Source organism: Neisseria sicca, from assembly GCF_017753665.1.
Taxonomy (GTDB): domain Bacteria; phylum Pseudomonadota; class Gammaproteobacteria; order Burkholderiales; family Neisseriaceae; genus Neisseria; species Neisseria flava.
Genome location: NZ_CP072524.1, coordinates 759259 through 775890, shown reverse-complemented (window position 1 = coordinate 775890; position 16632 = coordinate 759259). Strand labels below are relative to the sequence as shown.

The 16632-nt window shown below is 48.1% G+C and carries 16 protein-coding genes; 9 read left to right on the top strand and 7 right to left on the bottom strand.

Going from position 1 to position 16632, the window contains the following annotated elements; genetic code table 11:
* Nucleotides 1-222 precede the first annotated feature (222 nt).
* Nucleotides 223-1362 (top strand): RNA ligase RtcB family protein, encoded by a 1140-nt coding sequence (locus J7445_RS03630; protein WP_209283150.1) that lies wholly within the window; start codon nucleotides 223-225, stop codon nucleotides 1360-1362.
* 2 nt (nucleotides 1363-1364) lie between these two features.
* Complete coding sequence (gene prfH / locus J7445_RS03625; protein WP_209283149.1) at nucleotides 1365-2009, top strand: peptide chain release factor H; 645 nt, start codon at nucleotides 1365-1367, stop codon at nucleotides 2007-2009.
* 272 nt (nucleotides 2010-2281) lie between these two features.
* Here prfH and J7445_RS03620 read toward each other — a convergent pair whose 3' ends face one another.
* Nucleotides 2282-2482: a protein MIGRI gene (locus tag J7445_RS03620; protein WP_180949610.1), complete on the bottom strand. Its 201-nt coding sequence runs from the start codon at nucleotides 2480-2482 to the stop codon at nucleotides 2282-2284.
* Nucleotides 2483-2638: 156 nt separating this feature from the next.
* Here J7445_RS03620 and metX point away from each other — a divergent pair, with 156 nt between their 5' ends.
* Entirely contained in the window at nucleotides 2639-3778 is a 1140-nt protein-coding gene (metX, locus tag J7445_RS03615; RefSeq protein ID WP_209283148.1) for a homoserine O-succinyltransferase MetX, read from the top strand.
* On the top strand, nucleotides 3775-4356 hold the full coding sequence (gene metW, locus J7445_RS03610) for a methionine biosynthesis protein MetW (RefSeq protein ID WP_003743445.1): 582 nt from the start codon (nucleotides 3775-3777) through the stop codon (nucleotides 4354-4356). The genes metX and metW overlap by 4 nt, the downstream gene beginning before the upstream one ends.
* Nucleotides 4357-5121: 765 nt before the next feature.
* On the opposite strand, the gene rep is transcribed toward metW, so the two are convergent.
* Both rep and ygfZ read right to left on the bottom strand, forming a co-directional pair.
* Complete coding sequence (gene rep / locus J7445_RS03605; protein ID WP_209283147.1) at nucleotides 5122-7122, bottom strand: DNA helicase Rep; 2001 nt, start codon at nucleotides 7120-7122, stop codon at nucleotides 5122-5124.
* Nucleotides 7123-7253: 131 nt separating this feature from the next.
* Nucleotides 7254-8111, bottom strand: coding sequence for a CAF17-like 4Fe-4S cluster assembly/insertion protein YgfZ (gene ygfZ / locus J7445_RS03600; RefSeq protein WP_209283146.1), 858 nt, complete (start codon nucleotides 8109-8111; stop codon nucleotides 7254-7256).
* A 120-nt stretch (nucleotides 8112-8231) separates the two neighbouring features.
* Here ygfZ and J7445_RS03595 point away from each other — a divergent pair, with 120 nt between their 5' ends.
* From J7445_RS03595 to recR, 3 genes are all read left to right on the top strand, one after another.
* On the top strand, nucleotides 8232-8585 hold the full coding sequence (locus tag J7445_RS03595; protein ID WP_070655501.1) for an ArsC family reductase: 354 nt from the start codon (nucleotides 8232-8234) through the stop codon (nucleotides 8583-8585).
* An 81-nt stretch (nucleotides 8586-8666) separates the two neighbouring features.
* Entirely contained in the window at nucleotides 8667-10202 is a 1536-nt protein-coding gene (locus J7445_RS03590) for a SurA N-terminal domain-containing protein (protein WP_101809977.1), read from the top strand.
* A gap of 76 nt (nucleotides 10203-10278) precedes the next feature.
* Nucleotides 10279-10899: a recombination mediator RecR gene (recR, locus tag J7445_RS03585; protein WP_039409867.1), complete on the top strand. Its 621-nt coding sequence runs from the start codon at nucleotides 10279-10281 to the stop codon at nucleotides 10897-10899.
* Nucleotides 10900-10991: 92 nt separating this feature from the next.
* Here the strand turns inward: recR and J7445_RS03580 are convergent, their stop codons facing one another.
* Complete coding sequence (locus J7445_RS03580; RefSeq protein ID WP_016687900.1) at nucleotides 10992-11276, bottom strand: hypothetical protein; 285 nt, start codon at nucleotides 11274-11276, stop codon at nucleotides 10992-10994.
* A gap of 213 nt (nucleotides 11277-11489) precedes the next feature.
* Here J7445_RS03580 and J7445_RS03575 point away from each other — a divergent pair, with 213 nt between their 5' ends.
* Nucleotides 11490-12740 carry a lipoprotein-releasing ABC transporter permease subunit gene (locus J7445_RS03575; protein ID WP_060975213.1) on the top strand — a complete coding sequence of 417 codons (1251 nt, stop codon included), beginning with the start codon at nucleotides 11490-11492 and terminating at the stop codon, nucleotides 12738-12740.
* The gene (gene lolD, locus J7445_RS03570) at nucleotides 12733-13419 is read left to right on the top strand and encodes a lipoprotein-releasing ABC transporter ATP-binding protein LolD (RefSeq protein ID WP_209283145.1); all 687 of its coding nucleotides are present in this window, start codon (nucleotides 12733-12735) and stop codon (nucleotides 13417-13419) included. Before J7445_RS03575 ends, lolD begins: the two co-directional genes overlap by 8 nt.
* Before the next feature lie 117 nt (nucleotides 13420-13536).
* Here lolD and ubiE read toward each other — a convergent pair whose 3' ends face one another.
* From ubiE to J7445_RS03555, 3 genes are all read right to left on the bottom strand, one after another.
* Nucleotides 13537-14274: a bifunctional demethylmenaquinone methyltransferase/2-methoxy-6-polyprenyl-1,4-benzoquinol methylase UbiE gene (gene ubiE / locus J7445_RS03565; protein ID WP_003743261.1), complete on the bottom strand. Its 738-nt coding sequence runs from the start codon at nucleotides 14272-14274 to the stop codon at nucleotides 13537-13539.
* A 183-nt stretch (nucleotides 14275-14457) separates the two neighbouring features.
* On the bottom strand, nucleotides 14458-14898 hold the full coding sequence (locus J7445_RS03560; protein ID WP_070655511.1) for a gamma-butyrobetaine hydroxylase family protein: 441 nt from the start codon (nucleotides 14896-14898) through the stop codon (nucleotides 14458-14460).
* 361 nt (nucleotides 14899-15259) lie between these two features.
* The gene (locus J7445_RS03555) at nucleotides 15260-16546 is read right to left on the bottom strand and encodes a CAP domain-containing protein (protein WP_070655513.1); all 1287 of its coding nucleotides are present in this window, start codon (nucleotides 16544-16546) and stop codon (nucleotides 15260-15262) included.
* Nucleotides 16547-16632: the final 86 nt, after the last annotated feature.

Below are 16632 nucleotides of genomic sequence, written 5' to 3'. Positions count from 1 at the left end.
CCGCTCAATCACATTCTTTGCAGCCCAAGCGTCGGTCTGATTTTCGGACAACGCGTTCCCGCATTTTCCCTATCGCCCGCTTTGGGCTGCTTTCCCATCAATCGGACAGAGGTCGTCTGAAGACCTCAGACGGCAGTCGGTATATTTTCAAACCACGTTTATCTTTTAAGCCGTCGGTTTGGACTCGTTTTGCCATCTGTCCGTTTTAAAGAAAGCATACACATGGGCAATTATCAACATCCCCATCATATTCACATCATCGCTGATTCAGAAACCTGGATTGAAGGCAACGCCGTCGCTCAACTCGAAACCACCGCCAAGCTGCCGCACATGTTGCGCGTAGCCGGTATGCCTGATCTGCACGCGGGGCGCGGTTATCCCGTCGGTGCGGCATTTTTCAGCGAACACCATTTTTACCCTGCGCTCATCGGCAACGATATCGGTTGCGGCATGGCGTTTTGGCAAACCAATTTATCCGCCGCCAAGCTTAAACCCGCCAAACTCGCCAAGCAGCTTGGCAACATCGATACGCCTTTGAGCCAAGACGAACAAGAAGCCTTACTCGGAGAAGCCGCATCTGATTTTCCATTTTCAGACGACCTCGCAGTCGGCACTATCGGCGGCGGCAATCATTTTGCCGAATTGCAAACCGTCGAAACCTTTTACCGCGATGACTTGCTTCCCGTTGACTTTGATTCAGACCGTTTGCAACTGTTGGTACACAGCGGTTCGCGCGGACTGGGGCAGCAAATTTTGCGACGCCACATCGAAGCCTATGGTCATCGAGGTTTGGCGGAAGGCAGCGAGGCTACGGCGGACTATCTTGCCGAACATCAGGCAGCCCTTGAGTTCGCCGGTCTAAACCGCCGTCTGATTGCCGCCAGAATGCTCGACCGCTGGCGCACGGAAGGTGAATGCCTGCTCGACGTGCATCACAATTTCCTTGAGAAAACCGAAATCGCGGGGCAAACCGGCTGGCTGCACCGAAAAGGCGCAACGCCTGCCGATAAAGGTCTGGTCATGATACCCGGCTCGCGCGGCGATTACAGCTATCTGGTTCTGCCGACCCAAGATTGCCAAATTTCGCTGAACACATTGGCACACGGCGCAGGACGGAAGTGGCAGCGCGGCGAATGCAAAGGTCGCCTGTCGCACAAATATTCCGCCGACAGCCTGCGCCAAACCGCCTTCGGCAGCGTGGTCGTTTGTCAGGATAAGGCTTTGATTTTTGAAGAAGCTCCGCAGGCTTATAAAAGCATAGACAGCGTCATTTCAGCCATGAAAAACGCAGGTCTGATTGAATTGGTCGCCCGGTTCAAACCCGTTTTAACTTACAAAACCAGCGGCGGATGCGGAGAATAAATATGAAGCAAAATTTACAAACGATTTATCTACAAATTTCTACCGCTCAAGGACCTGCCGAATGCCGCATCTTTGCCCGTTTCGTATTGGGCGGGCTGCTTGCCGAGGCGCAGGCGGAAGGTGTCGAAGTGGAAATCATCTCCGAAACCGCTGATAAACACGGCATTATGTCTGCGATGCTTAAAGTGGACGGCAATCATGCCGAAACTTTGGCACAGCGTTGGCAAGGTTCGCTCCAATGGGTGTGCGCGAGCCCCGTCCGTCCGAAACATCCGCGCAAAAACTGGTATATCGGCGTTTTCCGTATGCCTGACATGCCTGAAATGCCGTCTGAAAGCGAGATTGAGTTTCAAACCTGCCGTTCGGGTGGCAAAGGCGGGCAGCACGTCAATAAAACTGAAAGTGCCGTCCGCGCCACTCATAAAGCAAGCGGTATTTCCGTGCGCGTTGAGAGCGAACGCAGCCAGCATGCCAACAAAAAATTGGCTTTGACCCTGCTGGCGCAAAAGCTGGCGGAACATCATGCTGGGCAGACCGGCAATTACGCCCGCGCGCAACACAGCCAGCTTTATCAGGTGGAACGCGGCAATCCGAAACGGATGTTCGTCGGAACGGAGTTTAAGGAGAAGTCGGATTCTAAACGTTGAGTTGAGACAGCCGCTTTGGTAATGTCGTAATCCCCCGTGTTTTTATAGTGGATTAACTTTAAACCAGGACGGCGTTACCTCGCCTTAGCTCAAAGAGAACGATTCTCTAAGGTGCTGAAGCACCAAGTGAATCGGTTCCGTACTATCTGTACTGTCTGCGGCTTTGTCGCCTTGTCCTGATTTTTGTTAATCCACTACAATATGCGTGAAAAGGTCGTCTGAAACCTGAATTTGGGTTTTCAGACGACCTTTTGTCTGGCTATCAACATCCGTCAATAAGAATCCGGAATGTGTTTGAAATACAGCATGACCAGATACCAAAACAGCGTTGCTGTAGCTGCGCCGAGCAGCACCCATGCGCTAATTTTGGTGACATCGCGCAGGGCGCGTTTTTGCTTGCGGCTGAAGAGGCGGTTGATAATCAGCGCGGCAAGTGCGAAAAAGAAGAATATGCGGAAAAGTCTGCCTATCATATCGGGAAGTGAGGAGGTCGTCTGAAAAAGTATGGTTCGGTTGCGGCGGCATGGGGAAGGATGTTTCAGCGCATCAGGCTGCTTGTCCGACCGTGTCAAAAAGTCATGCCGTTTGCTATATAATAACGCTTTTCGCCGCATTTGTTGGAACAGGATATGAGTCAAAATGCCTCGGTGGGCATTGTAACGCCCCAAAAAATTCCGTTTGAGATGCCGCTGGTTTTGGAAAACGGTAAAACTTTGCCTCGTTTCGATCTGATGATTGAAACCTACGGCGAGCTGAATGCCGAAAAAAACAATGCGGTTTTAATCTGCCATGCGCTGTCGGGCAACCATCATGTTGCGGGCAGGCATTCGGCGGAGGATAAATACACAGGCTGGTGGGACAATATGGTCGGACCCGGCAAACCGATTGATACGGAACGTTTTTTCGTGGTCGGTTTGAACAATCTGGGCGGCTGCGACGGCAGCAGCGGGCCTTTGTCGATCAATCCTGAAACGGGCAGGGAATACGGCGCGGATTTTCCGGTAGTTACGGTGAAGGACTGGGTAAAATCCCAAGCCGCGCTTGCCGACTATCTCGGCATCGAACAATGGGCGGCGGTTGTCGGCGGCAGCTTGGGCGGCATGCAGGCTTTGCAGTGGACGATTTCCTATCCGGAGCGCGTGCGCCATGCCTTAGTGATTGCGTCTGCGCCGAAACTCTCGACGCAAAATATCGCGTTTAATGATGTAGCGCGTCAGGCGATTTTGACCGATCCCGATTTCAACGAAGGACATTACCGCAGCCACAATACCGTTCCCGCACGGGGCTTGCGGATTGCCCGCATGATGGGACACATTACTTATCTTGCCGAAGACGGTTTGGGTAAAAAATTCGGGCGCGATTTGCGTTCAAACGGCTATCAATACGGCTTTGGCGTTGAATTCGAAGTGGAATCCTATCTGCGCTATCAGGGCGACAAATTCGTCGGACGGTTTGATGCCAACACTTACCTGCTTATGACCAAGGCTTTGGACTATTTCGATCCGGCGGCGGATTTTGGCGACAGCCTGACCCGCGCCCTGCAAAATGTGAAAGCGAAATTCTTTGTCGCCAGCTTCAGCACTGACTGGCGTTTCTCGCCCGCGCGTTCCAAAGAGCTGGTCAAAGCGCTGATTGCCGCGCACAAGCCGGTGCAGTATATCGAAGTCAAATCCAACCACGGCCATGATGCCTTTCTGATGGAAGACGAAGCCTATATGCGCGCCGTAGCGGCTTATATGAACAATGTGGATAAGGATTGCCGATCATGAATTTGCGCGACGATTTGCAGTTGATTTACGACTGGATTCCCGAAGGCAGCCGCGTCTTGGACTTGGGCTGCGGCGACGGCGAATTGCTGGCAGCTTTGGTGGAACACAAAAAATGCAGTGGCTACGGCATCGAAATCGACACCGACAGCGTCATCGCCGCCATGTCGCGCGGCGTGAACGTCATCCAAGCCGATTTGGAGCAGGGTTTGGCTGAATTTGGCGACCAGACCTTTGACGTTATCGTCTTGAGCCAAACCATCCAAGCCATGCAAAACACCGAAAAAATCCTGCGCTGCCTCATGCGCGTGGCGAAACAGGCGATTGTCAGCTTCCCGAATTTCGGCTACTGGCGCAACCGCTTCCAAATCGCCATCGGCGGTCATATGCCGGTTTCCGAACGCATGCCCTACCATTGGTACGACACGCCGAATATCCATTGGTGTACGCTCAAAGACTTTGATTTATTGTGTGCCAAAAACAAAATCCGCGTCCTCGAGCGCGCGGTCATGACGGGCAACAAACAGGTCAAACATTTCCCCAACCTTTTGGGCAGCTTGGCGTTTTACCGCGTCGGGTAAGATAGCTTGAGAACCTTGTTGGCAATAACGAGGTTTTTGAGTTGTACTAACAAGAGGTCGCCTGAAAAATGAAATGGCAGATTTTCAGACGACCTCTTTATGTCGATAAACCTTATTTGGAAATTGTGTTTGATGAAAGTGGGAAAGTGTTTGATTACCGTATATGAAAATGCCTCCAATCCGGTAAGCGGGATTGATTTGATATGATGGATTTGGAGCGTAAAAGGAGAGGGTGGAAATCTGGACTTATTGGGCATTTGTTGAGCATTTGATGCGCTAGCAGCTTGATTTGACGCACTCGAATCTGTTTTGTTTTGCGCTTAATTCAATATCGAAAAAACCTTGAAAATACACATGACGTAAAAACGGCCTTGATGGGATGAACCATCAAGGCCGTTTGATTTTTATCCCCGATTAGTGGGGCAAGTCTTCCGACTGCACTCGGTTAAAAAATTTCATTATTTTCAATCTTCTATACAGTTAAGAAAGGTTAGTATTTTTCCTTAACCAACAAAGACATTATTTAATAAAACCTTAATTGAAAAGAGCAGCCGAAAGACAGACTTTTCGCTATCCGTCGGAAAACTTGTAGTGCGGATTATAGCCATGTATTTTACATTCGACAACGCTGCTTTTGAATTATTGAGGCTTACACAGATTTGTTGTCCTTTCAGGCTGACAGGAGGAATCCGGAACACTACAAATTAAAGAAGCGTACCATGTGCAACCTATTTCAGACGACCTTTTGCTGGTCCATCTCTCGTTTCAGCCTTTCCCTTTCGCCGCCAACATATCCAGCATCCCCGCCAGATGACTTCTGCCTTCTTCCTTGCTCACAATCGGTTCGCCGCCTTTGCGCCCTAAAATCTTGATGTCTTCCTGCGGCATTTCGTCTATGAAGCGGCTGGGTTCGGGGAACTGCCATGTGCCTTGTTTTTTGCGTTTGACGCAGTGGGTCAGCGTAAGCTGGCGTTTGGCGCGGGTGATGCCGACGTACATCAGGCGGCGTTCTTCTTCGACGTTTTCTTCTTCGATGCTGTCGTTGTGCGGCAGGATGCCCTCTTCGCAGCCGACGAGGAAAACGTAGGGGTATTCCAAGCCTTTGGAGGCGTGTAGGGTCGAGAGTTTGACGGCATCGACTTCTTCTTCGCTTTTGCCTTCCAAGAGCGTCATTAGGGCGACGGTTTGGGCAAGTTCGATGATGTTTTTGCCGTCTTGTTCGCCTTTGCGCTCCAACCAGCCGGTCAGGTCGCTCACGTTGCGCCATTTGATTTCGCCAGCTTTACCCTCTTCACTGGCAAGCAGGTGGTTTTCGTAGTCGATTTCTTTGAGCAGGCCGTTGATGAGTTCGCCTGCTTCGCTGGTTTCGGCTTTGGCGCGGTAGCTGCCGAACATATCCATAAAGGCTTGTAAGTGTTGGCGGTTGGTGTTGTTCAGCAAAGCAAGGGCTTCTTCGTTTTGCGCAGCTTCATACAGGCTGCATTCGTGTTCGTGCGCGTAGGTGTTGAGCTTGCCCAGCGTTACATCACCGATGCCGCGTTTGGGTGTGGTAACGGCGCGCAGGAAGGCGGGGTCGTCGTTGGGGTTGGCAAGCAGGCGCAAATAGGACAAAACGTCTTTAATTTCGGCTTTGTCGAAAAAACTCTGCCCGCCGGAGAGTTGGTAAGGAACGCGCGCGCTGCGCAATGCTTCTTCAAAAATCCGCGCCTGATGGTTGCCACGGTATAACACGGCGAAATCGGCGTATTGGGTTTTGTCGCCGCCGACCAGCTTCTGCTTGACGATTTGGCTGACGACCCAGTCGGCTTCGTGTTGCTCGTTTTGGCAGGCGACGACTTTGACGATTTCGCCTTCGCCGAACTGCGACCAAAGTTTTTTGGTGAACAGCTTGGGATTGTTTTCAATGACTTTGTTGGCGATTTTGAGAATCCGCGCGGTGGAACGGTAGTTTTGCTCCAGCTTGATGATTTTCATTTGTGGATAATCTTCCTGCATTTTGCGCAGGTTTTCCATGTTCGCGCCGCGCCAAGCGTAGATGGACTGGTCGTCGTCGCCGACAGCGGTAAACATGCCTTCCGCGCCGGTCAGCAGCTTCATCAGCGTAAATTGGCAGGTGTTGGTGTCTTGGCATTCGTCAACTAACAGATAACGCAGCCGCCGCTGCCATTTGTTGCGCACTTCGCTGTTTTGCTGCAACAGCACGGCGGGCAGGCGGATTAAGTCGTCGAAGTCCACTGCCTGATAGCTTTGCATAGTTTCCTGATAGCTCGCATACACGCGCGCGATTTGTTCTTCCCAAGCGTTTGAGGCCGTCTGAAGCACGTCTTCCTGCGTTTTTAAATCGTTTTTCCACAGGGAAATCTGATGCTGCGCTTTGAATAAGGCTTCTTTTCCCGTGCCGCCCAAGAGTTCGCCGATGATTTTTGCGCTGTCGGTGGAATCAAGGATGGAAAAGTTTTTTTTGTAACCGATATGGTTCGCCTCTTCGCGCAGAATCTTCATACCCAAAGAGTGGAACGTGCAAATCGTCAGCCCGCGCGTTTGCGATTTGGGCAGCATTCTGGCGACGCGCTCCTGCATTTCCGTGGCGGCTTTATTGGTGAAGGTAATCGCGGCGACGGTATGCGGCAGATAGCCGACATTGACAATCAAATGCTTGATTTTTTGCGTAATCACGCCGGTTTTACCGCTGCCGGCGCCGGCAAGCACGAGCAGAGGCCCGCCGAGGTATTTGACGGCGGCTTGCTGTTGGGGGTTGAGTTTCATGGGGAAAGAGTAGGGGAGTGTGTGTGGGAGAATTATATAACAGCCGTCGAAACGGGATGTAAGGAGGAGATAAAAGGTCGTCTAAAACCTTATTCCGAAAGATTTCAGACGACCTTGTTATCGCGGACGGGCTATTCTTCAGAAACGAAAAAGAAAAGTTTTTGCTGCTTCAATATGTTACCGTCTGCATCAGTAAGAGGAGATTGCGCTGCGGAAAACTTGATGACGGCAAGGCTTAAGCTGCCATTTTCAGTTAGCGCAGTGTTGATGATTTGTCCGGCTTCCGCACCTTCGGAAACCACGCCTATACCTGCTGCTTCCAATGAATCTCCGCTCAATACCGCCAGCCCGCGTTTTACTTGGCCTCGATACTGGGCGCGCGCAATAATTTCTTGACCTGGGTAACAGCCTTTTTTGAAATGTACGCCGCCGATGATGTGTTGGTTGAGCATTTGCGCAACAGCGGTTTCTTTGGTCGCAGCAGAAATCCATGGATAGCCGCTGCGGATTTCGTGCAGATTCCACGCATTTTCGGCTTGGGCATCATATTCGGGCAGCAGCGACGCCTCACCGATTTTCAGACGACCTTTATGGGGCAGGGGAATGGTATATACACCGTTTTCCAGTAATGCCTCGAAAGAAAGGCTGGGTGAGTCGGGCGGGGTAGCAGGGCAGCTTTCATCGAGCATACCTGCAACGGCAAAATCGGGTAGGGGGGTAAATTCGACTTTGGCGCGCAATACGAACATACGTAGCCGTTTCACGATAGATTCAGCCAAATCCGCCGCCATAACCAGCAATAAATCTTCTCCTCGGTTTAATACAACCATATTCGCCAAAACACGCCCCTTAGGTGTGTTGTAAGTCGCGTAGCAGGCATGATTTATAGGTAAGTGGTTAATATCATTGGATAGTTGGCCATGGAGAAATGAAGCGCGATCTTCTCCGCTGACACGGATGACGCTGAAAAAAGGTAAACGGCTTTGCATAGGGAATCCTTCTGTAACCTGTTTCCCGATTAAGGGATTGCGGATAGGTATTCTAGCTTATTTCACTTGGGGAATGTAGTAAAATGAGAGCTTACCAAGCATCAGCAAGAAAGAAACAGCATGATTGAATTATACGGAATCACAAATTGTGACACTGTTAAAAAGGCACGCAACTGGTTGGCTGAAAATAATATTGTGTACGAATTTTCCGATTTTAAGAAAAACGCCCCAAGCGAGGCAGTTATCCGTCAATGGCTGGAACAGGTTCCTTTGGAAATCCTGCTCAACAAACGTGGTACGACATGGCGCAAACTTGACGATACCGACCGTCAAGCTACCGAAAATAATCCGGACGGGGCGATTCGATTGATGGCGGAAAATCCAAGTTTGATCAAGCGTCCGGTTTTGCGTAAAGAGGGTAGGGTTTACGTCGGATTTTCTGTCGAAAACTATCAGAAGATTTTTTCGGAATAAAACGTCGTCTGAAAGATGCGGAGTCCTTGAAAAAACGCTACAATGCGCGTTTGCCATTAACCATTACGCCCTCAAACCAATATGTTCCATACCGTTGAAAAATATAAAACTCCCGCCCAAATCCTACTGGGTCTGATTGCGTTGACCTTTATCGGCTTTGGTGTTGAAACTGCGAGAAACTCCGGCTCCGACTATATCGTCAAGGTCGGCAGCGAAAAAATAAGCGACTATACCTTGAATAATGCCGTACAGGCGGATCAGGCCGCAGGCGGCGGGCAAAGCCGCGAAGCCATATTTAGCGGGCTGGTTCAGCGTGCCTATCTGAAAGAGGGCGCAAAGATGATGGGCATAGATGTGTCTATGGATCAGGTTAAACAGGCTATTGTCGATGATCCGGCATTTCATGATGCCAACGGTAAATTCAGTCAAGCATTGTTTACGCAATATCTGAGCCAACGCCATATATCCGAAGACCAATTTATTGATGATTTGCGCGAGCAGTTTGCCTTGCAAAATTTGATTAACTTGGTTCAAAACGGGGCAATTATCAGCGATTCTCAGGCAGAGCAGCTGATTAAGCTGACTCAGTCAAACCGTACCATCCGTTCATTTACATTCAGACCGGAAACATTTGCGGCACAAGTCAAAACGGATGATGCCACTTTGCAACGTTATTATGAAGCGCATAAAAAAGATTATCTGATTCCCCAAGCCGTGAAGCTTGAATACGTTGCCCTTAATGCAGCTCATTTGGCGGAGAAACAAAGCGTCAGTGCGGATGAGGTCAAAAAAGTATTCGACGAAGAAGTTGCCGCATTGCCACAAAATGCCCCCAAGCCTGAGTTCGATAAAGAAAAAGCACGCATTGAGGCTGCTTTGAAACTTAAAAAAGCCTCCGCCGATTTTAATGCCGCCAAAGAAAAGCTTGCTGAAGAAGCTTTTAACCATCCGAATTCCTTAGATGAGGCGGCGAAAAAACTAGGTTTGAAAATCGAAACTTCCGATCAATGGCTGACGCAGGCCGATGCCAAAGCGGCAGGTATGCCCGATGCGTTGATTAGCGCGGCATTCAGCGAAGATGTCTTGAAGAAAAAACACAATTCAGACATTATCAATATTGACAACAATATTGTTTGGGTCATTCGCGCCAAAGAAGTCCGTGAAGAAAAAACAGCCGGATTTACCGAAGCGAGAGATAAAGTTCAGACTGCCTATATCCGTAGCGAATCGGTAAAACTTGCCGAGAAGAAAGCGCAAGAAACTTTGGCGGACTTGAAAGCAGGAAAGAACGTAGATTTACAATGGTCGCCCGTTGAGCAGTTGTCAGCACAGGACGCTCGAAAATCCATGCCGCCCGAAGCCTACAACGAATTGATCAAAGCCCGCCCTGCGAATGGCAAACCGGCTTTTGCTTTGTTGGAAGGGTTGCCTTCGCCGGTTATTATGGAAGTTCAAAGCATTGCTGCACCGGAAAATGTTTCTGCACAAATTCCCGCTGCCAAACAGGCTTTGGTACAAAATCAATCTGCCAATATATTCAGCCGGTTGCTGCAATATCTGAGTAAGCAGATTGAGCAGGTTCAAGGTTCGCAAAAACTGGATAATTCTGCCGAATAAAACGGCACATTTTAAGCAAACGGTCGGATATTCCCGACCGTTTCGTTTACAAATCCCTCAAAGGTCGTCTGAAAAAATGAGTAAATCACCCGATGCGTTGACACGCCTGATTAACGCTTTGAAAGTTCTGCCCAATGTCGGTCCCAAGTCTGCACAAAGGATGGCACATCAACTTTTGCAGCATAAACGGCAGGAAGCCCAAAATTTGGTTGAGGCTTTACAATACGCTTTGTTGCAGGTTCAGCATTGCCGGATGTGCAACAATTTTTGCGAAAGTGATTTATGTGAGATTTGTTCGGATGCCAACCGTGATCCCTGCAGGCTGATGATAGTACATATGCCTGCCGATGTTTCCAATATGGAAACCGCCAATTGCCATGACGGACTTTATTTCGTTTTAATGGGACAGGTCAGTCCTGCCCAAGGTATGGATATTTCTCATATTTCTTTAGACAAACTGGTTGCACGCCTACAAAACAGCAAAGTTGAAGAAATCATTATTGCAACCAACTTTACCGCCGAAGGTGATGCGACGGCCTATGTGTTGGCAGAACTATTCAAACCTTTGCCCTATAAAGTCAGCCGCCTTGCGCGAGGCATTCCTTTAGGAGGAGAGCTTGAATACGTCGATGCTGGTACTTTGGCACAGGCAGTATATGAACGGCGTATGTTGAAAACCGATTCGATGGAAGAGTAGGGCAATCAACGCTAACAATGACAAAGGTCGTCTGAAAATGTTCAGACGACCTTTGTTATGAAAAAATGATGTAACGAAATCAATCGGATAAATTATTTACAGCTTACGCCTTGAATTTGCGGAGACGAACCGCTGCCGACTTTAAATGTACAGGTTGTCGCGCTGTTGCCGGATACGGTAACAATCCCGCTACCCGCATTCAGGCTGACAGGCTCTTTAACACCCATCCCGACTGCAGTCGCAGCCAGTTTTTGGACGTCTGCATCAGAGTAAGATGTGTTATTTGAACTAATTTTGATTTCTTTTGCGTATGAATTGGCACTCAAAGCCAAGCCGGCAGCAATGATGGGCAAAACCAAAATTTTACTGATTTTCATGAGGTTGTTTCCTTTTTTAATATCGGTAGTGTGTACCGTTTGCTCAGAATAAGGCCATATGACGGATTATGCAAGCTTCAGGGCGAAATTTACGGTACTTGGCAATTTGACCGTCGGCATTTACATACGGATGTCGGCTTATCGGAATGACTCGGACTAGGGCGGTATTTTACGGTACAATATTCGATTTTCAACATACATTGGAGCATTCGGATGGTTTCTTTGGAAACATGGATCGGACTTCGCTATCTCAGGGCGAAAAAACGCAATGGATTCATGTCGTTTATCACCATGATTTCAATTATCGGTATTGCATTAGGCGTTACCGCTCTGATTACCGTACTGTCTGTAATGAACGGTTTTCAAAAGGAAATCAGAGGGCAGTTACTGAATGTCGCCCCTCATGCTGAAATCGGTTATTACGATAATGGCAATGGGTTAGGGTGGCAAAACCTTCGTGAAATCGTCAAAGATAAAAAAGAAGTGCTGGCAAGCGCGCCTTACATATCCGATCAAGCCTTGCTTGCCAATGCGGGGGAAGTTAGAGGGGTTCAAATCCGCGGTATCTTACCATCCGAAGAAAAGAATGTTGTAGATTATGGAAAAGATATGCCTGCGGGCAGTTTCGACAGTCTGAAACCCGGTAACTTCGATATTATTTTAGGAGAAGGCCTGGCTCAAGCTTTAGGCGCGGAAGTCGGAGGAAAAGTTACCGTTATCACCCCTGAGGGCAATGTTACCCCCGCAGGCGTCGTACCTCGTCTGAAACAGTTCAACGTCGTAGGCTTAGTCAAAACAGGCGTATATGAAGTAGACAATTCCCTGGCGATGACGCATATCCAAGATGCCCAAGTATTGTATAGATTGGGTGAAAATTTCGGCGGGCTGCGCCTGAAACTGGCTGATCCGCAAAATGCTCCCTCGTTTACTGTAAATTTAATCCCGCCTTCCAAAAAAGATTCAATTTGGGTTAGAGACTGGACGTTCAATAACCGCAGCTACTTTGAAGCAGTAGAGTTGGAAAAACGCATGATGTTCATCATCCTGACGTTGATTATCGCCGTTGCAGCCTTCAATTTGGTATCGTCCTTAGTGATGGCGGTAACGGAGAAACAAGCCGATATTGCCATTTTGCGCACATTGGGTCTTGCGCCATCAGGAGTTATGAAAATTTTCATGGTACAAGGGGCTTTTGCAGGCTTTTTTGGAACGCTTATCGGCGTGGTATGCGGCGTATTACTCGGTTGGAATGTCGGCAAAATCGTTGCATTCTTTGAAAAAATTTTCGGTGTTCACCTTATCAACTCGCAAATCTATTTTATCGACTATTTGCCCAGCGACGTAAACATGCGGGATGTGGCGGTTATTTCCTGTATTTCTTTAGGATTGGCATTCCTTGCCACACTTTATCCAAGTTGGCGTGCAGCCAAAACACAACCGGCGGAGGCCTTACGATATGAATAACAATATAGTATTGAAATGCACAAATATCGGAAAAAGTTACCGGGACGGTTCATTAAACGTACAAGTATTGAGAAACCTGAATCTTGAAGTAAAAGAAGGAGAAGGTATCAGTATTATCGGTTCGTCAGGTAGCGGTAAATCAACCCTTTTACATATTTTAGGCGGTTTGGACAAACCATCAGAGGGGAAAATTACCCTGATGAATCAAGACATAAGCGATATGTCTCAGAGACAACTGGGAGAATTGCGCAATAATTATCTGGGTTTTGTTTACCAGTTCCATCATTTGCTGCCTGAATTTTCTGCACTTGAAAACGTAATGATGCCGCTTTTAATCGGCAAAAAAAACAAAGCGGAAGCAGAAACACAAGCTGCCGATATGCTCGAAAAAGTTGGATTGAAACAAAGGATATTACATCGTCCAAGCGAACTGTCAGGAGGTGAAAGACAGCGCGCTGCTATCGCAAGAGCCTTAGTTACACGCCCCAAATGCCTTCTGGCTGATGAACCGACAGGTAATTTAGATAGGAAAAATGCCCAAAACATTTTGGACATGATGATGGATCTGAAAACAGAATTAAATACAAGTCTGATTGTTGTTACTCATGATGATGAGCTTGCTACGCGGTTTGAAAGAGTAATGACCATGCAGGATGGACATTTACAAAGTAAGGCATAATGTATAAATTCGCATAATGTATATTATGTCAAATTTATTCGATAGTAGTATTTTAAAGACCATCTTAATTATCAGATGGCCTTTTTTTTGTTTATGGATATCTTAGAATTTTATTCCCTAAAATTTCACGCCTTTATGCAATGCTACAATCCCTGCGCTCATATTATGATAGTCCACGCTGTCGAACCCTGCGTCCAGCATCATCTGTTTCAAAGTTTCTTGGTCGGGATGCATACGGATGGATTCAGCCAGATATTGATAGCTGTCGGCATCTTTTGCAATCAGTTTGCCCATAACCGGCAGCAGCTTGAAGGAATACAGGTCGTACACGCCTTCCAGCGGTTTATAGACTTTGGAAAACTCCAATACCAGCAGCGTGCCACCCGGTTTCAACACACGGTACATCTCTTTCAGCGCGGCATCTTTGTGTGTCATGTTGCGCAGACCGAAGGCGACGGAAACAAGATTGAAATAGTTGTCGGGAAACGGTAATTTTTCAGCATCAGCCAGCGATACGGGCAGAATCAGCCCTTCGTTGAGCAGTCGGTCGCGTCCGACGGTCAGCATCGAAGAATTGATGTCAGTCAGCCAGACTTCGCCCTCTTTTCCCACTCGTTTGGCCCAGCCTCGAGACAGATCGCCCGTACCGCCGGCAATATCCAATACTTTGTCGCCTTTTTTCAAGCGTGCGGTATTGATGGTGAAATGCTTCCAAACACGGTGCAGACCGCCGGACATCACATCGTTCATAATGTCATAGTTTTTCGCTACCGAATGGAATACTTCGGCTACCTTGCCTGCCTTTTCGTTCTCATCTACGGTACTGAAACCAAAATGGGTTTTGTGGTCGCTCATGTTGCCTGCCTTTTGATAAATTTAAAATTAAAATAATGTGAATTCAGATATTGAATACGTCGAAATCGCCAAGCATTTTCGACGCAGGAAATATATTTTTCGCCTGTCCCATCTTAAAACGTCGTGCGCAGCCTGCTTTGGTACCTAAAAATTGCATCTCCATATTTTCAGACGACCTTTTCGTCAATGTCTTCCGCCACAACCTCCGCTGCCGCAGGTATGGCCGGATTTCGGTTCGGCATTCAAATCGTCAGGAGAAGGAATACGGGACGCACCAGTCAGCTCCATACGGCGCAGGTAGTCCGCCCACAGCGCGTCGTAATTGTGCGCCAGTTTGTGCAGATAGGCCCAGTCGTATAAACCGCTGTTGTGGCCGTCTGAAAAAGTGATTTTCAAGGCGTAATTACCGACCGGCTCCAAATCAGCAACGGTAACGCTTGCCTTTCCGGTTTGTAAAACCTCCTGCCCTACGCCGTGTCCGCGCACTTCCGCACTGGGCGAATAAACACGCAAAAACTCTGCGGAAAGTGGTTTTTCATCAGCATCGTAACGCAGCGTCAACGATGCACGGTCTTTCGACAAACGGATTTCCGTCGGAATGAGGTTGTTTTCGTTCACGGTCATACTCCGGATTTTTTACGCAGCCACGCAACTCTGATGGAAAAAACGCCCCCGGCCGCAGCAAACAGCAAAATTAAATAAATAAAGGGACAGGCGTATCAAATTTATCCTCGTCTGCCCGATTAAGCCCAAAGGTAAATCATCAGTCCTGCAAATATTAAAAACGCCGAAACCATTAAAGCGATAGAAATGAAGGCCTAGCGGGTATTGGCATTGATTTTGTGATGACGGCTCGTGGCTGCGCAAGGGTTGCTGAACTTGAAGTCGGGTCATTCTATCAGTTTTGCAGGTTAATTTCGATAAAAGGTCGTCTGAAACGGAAACGCCTGTTTCAGACGACCTTTTGGCTTTTGCTTTATCAGGCTTACTCGATAAGCAGGACAACTGCTTTTTCGGTTTCTTCATTCGGCATCAGGCGCACGGCTGTGCCGGTTTTTCCTTTGAGGCGCACGAGGAAGCCTCCGGGTTTGCGTTCCAAAACCTCAAGCTTTGCATCACCTCGCGGGCGGAATGTGATTTTTTCGCACTCGCGAAGACACCAGTGATTTTTCCAATGAATGAAATAAATGTTATCCGGTTTGACGGCAAGCGTTTCTCCGCCATTAACGACAAAATAAGGATAATCGGGCTTTTTGGTTTTGAATGTCCATTCTGCTTTCTGTTTCTTACCGTTTTGACTGTATTCGAATACGGCGCGGTAGGCAGTGTCGTATTCGAGCGGCGATAGTGGGAAAAGCGCGAATTGTTTGTCGGTCAACTGTCCGTTTGGATCTGTGTATTTATCCAAAATTTTGGTTTTGTCGATTTCGTTTTTGCCTTGATAAAGTTTGAACGACAGCATCTTGACTTCGCCCCCATCGTCTGAAAATGCAATGCTGACGGGATTTCCGGTAAATTCATAACCGGGCATGGGATCAGGATGTTCGCCGTAAAAATCCGGCGCGGCAAAATTTCCCTTCGGATAAGCGATATACGCTAATTTTGTTTGATTTTTAATTTCGTCGGCGTAAACGATAGAGCCATTGAAACAAGAATTTTTATAGAAACGGCGGCCTGCTTCCGGATAAGATCGCCCTAACGAACACCAATGATTGAATTCCCGGTTGCCCTGATTGACGACGACGGCGGTTTTTCCGTTGCCATGCTCAACAGCTACGCCCGCTTCGTCAATATTTTGATCAAGCAAAGAAAAACGGTGGTAAATGGCTGTCATCAGGGCATCGGTTTGCTCGTGCAGGACAAGTGTGTTTTTAAATCCATCCTGATGGCGGTACTCGCCCGTGCTGATGTTTTCATGAACCCCATCGAAATAATAGCCGGCCTTGCGGGCGCGGTCGGAGGGCTTGTACCCTGTGTAAAATTGATTGTTTCGATGTTTTTCGTCATGGCCGTCTTCAGGATTGATCAGCAGATATTTGGCGTGCCTTCGGGCTGAGCGTTCCAATACCGGGGAATTCGACAGAGAATTCAAACCGGCAGCGGCACGCAAAAAATTAAGGTAACCCAAGCCGCTTAAAGATTCTACGGACGAACGGTCTTGACCGGCTTGCGGGTGGATAAGGTCATCTGAAAAGAAATAGCGATTTTGCTGGTAATAAAACAGACCAAGCGCGCCCGCTAATATTACCAGCCAGATGAAGATGGATTTCATATTGTCATTTTATAGAGTGAAATGAGTTTAACGTAATGATGAAAGAACTTGGCGAATCATACAGCATAATATCCGTAAACGTCGTC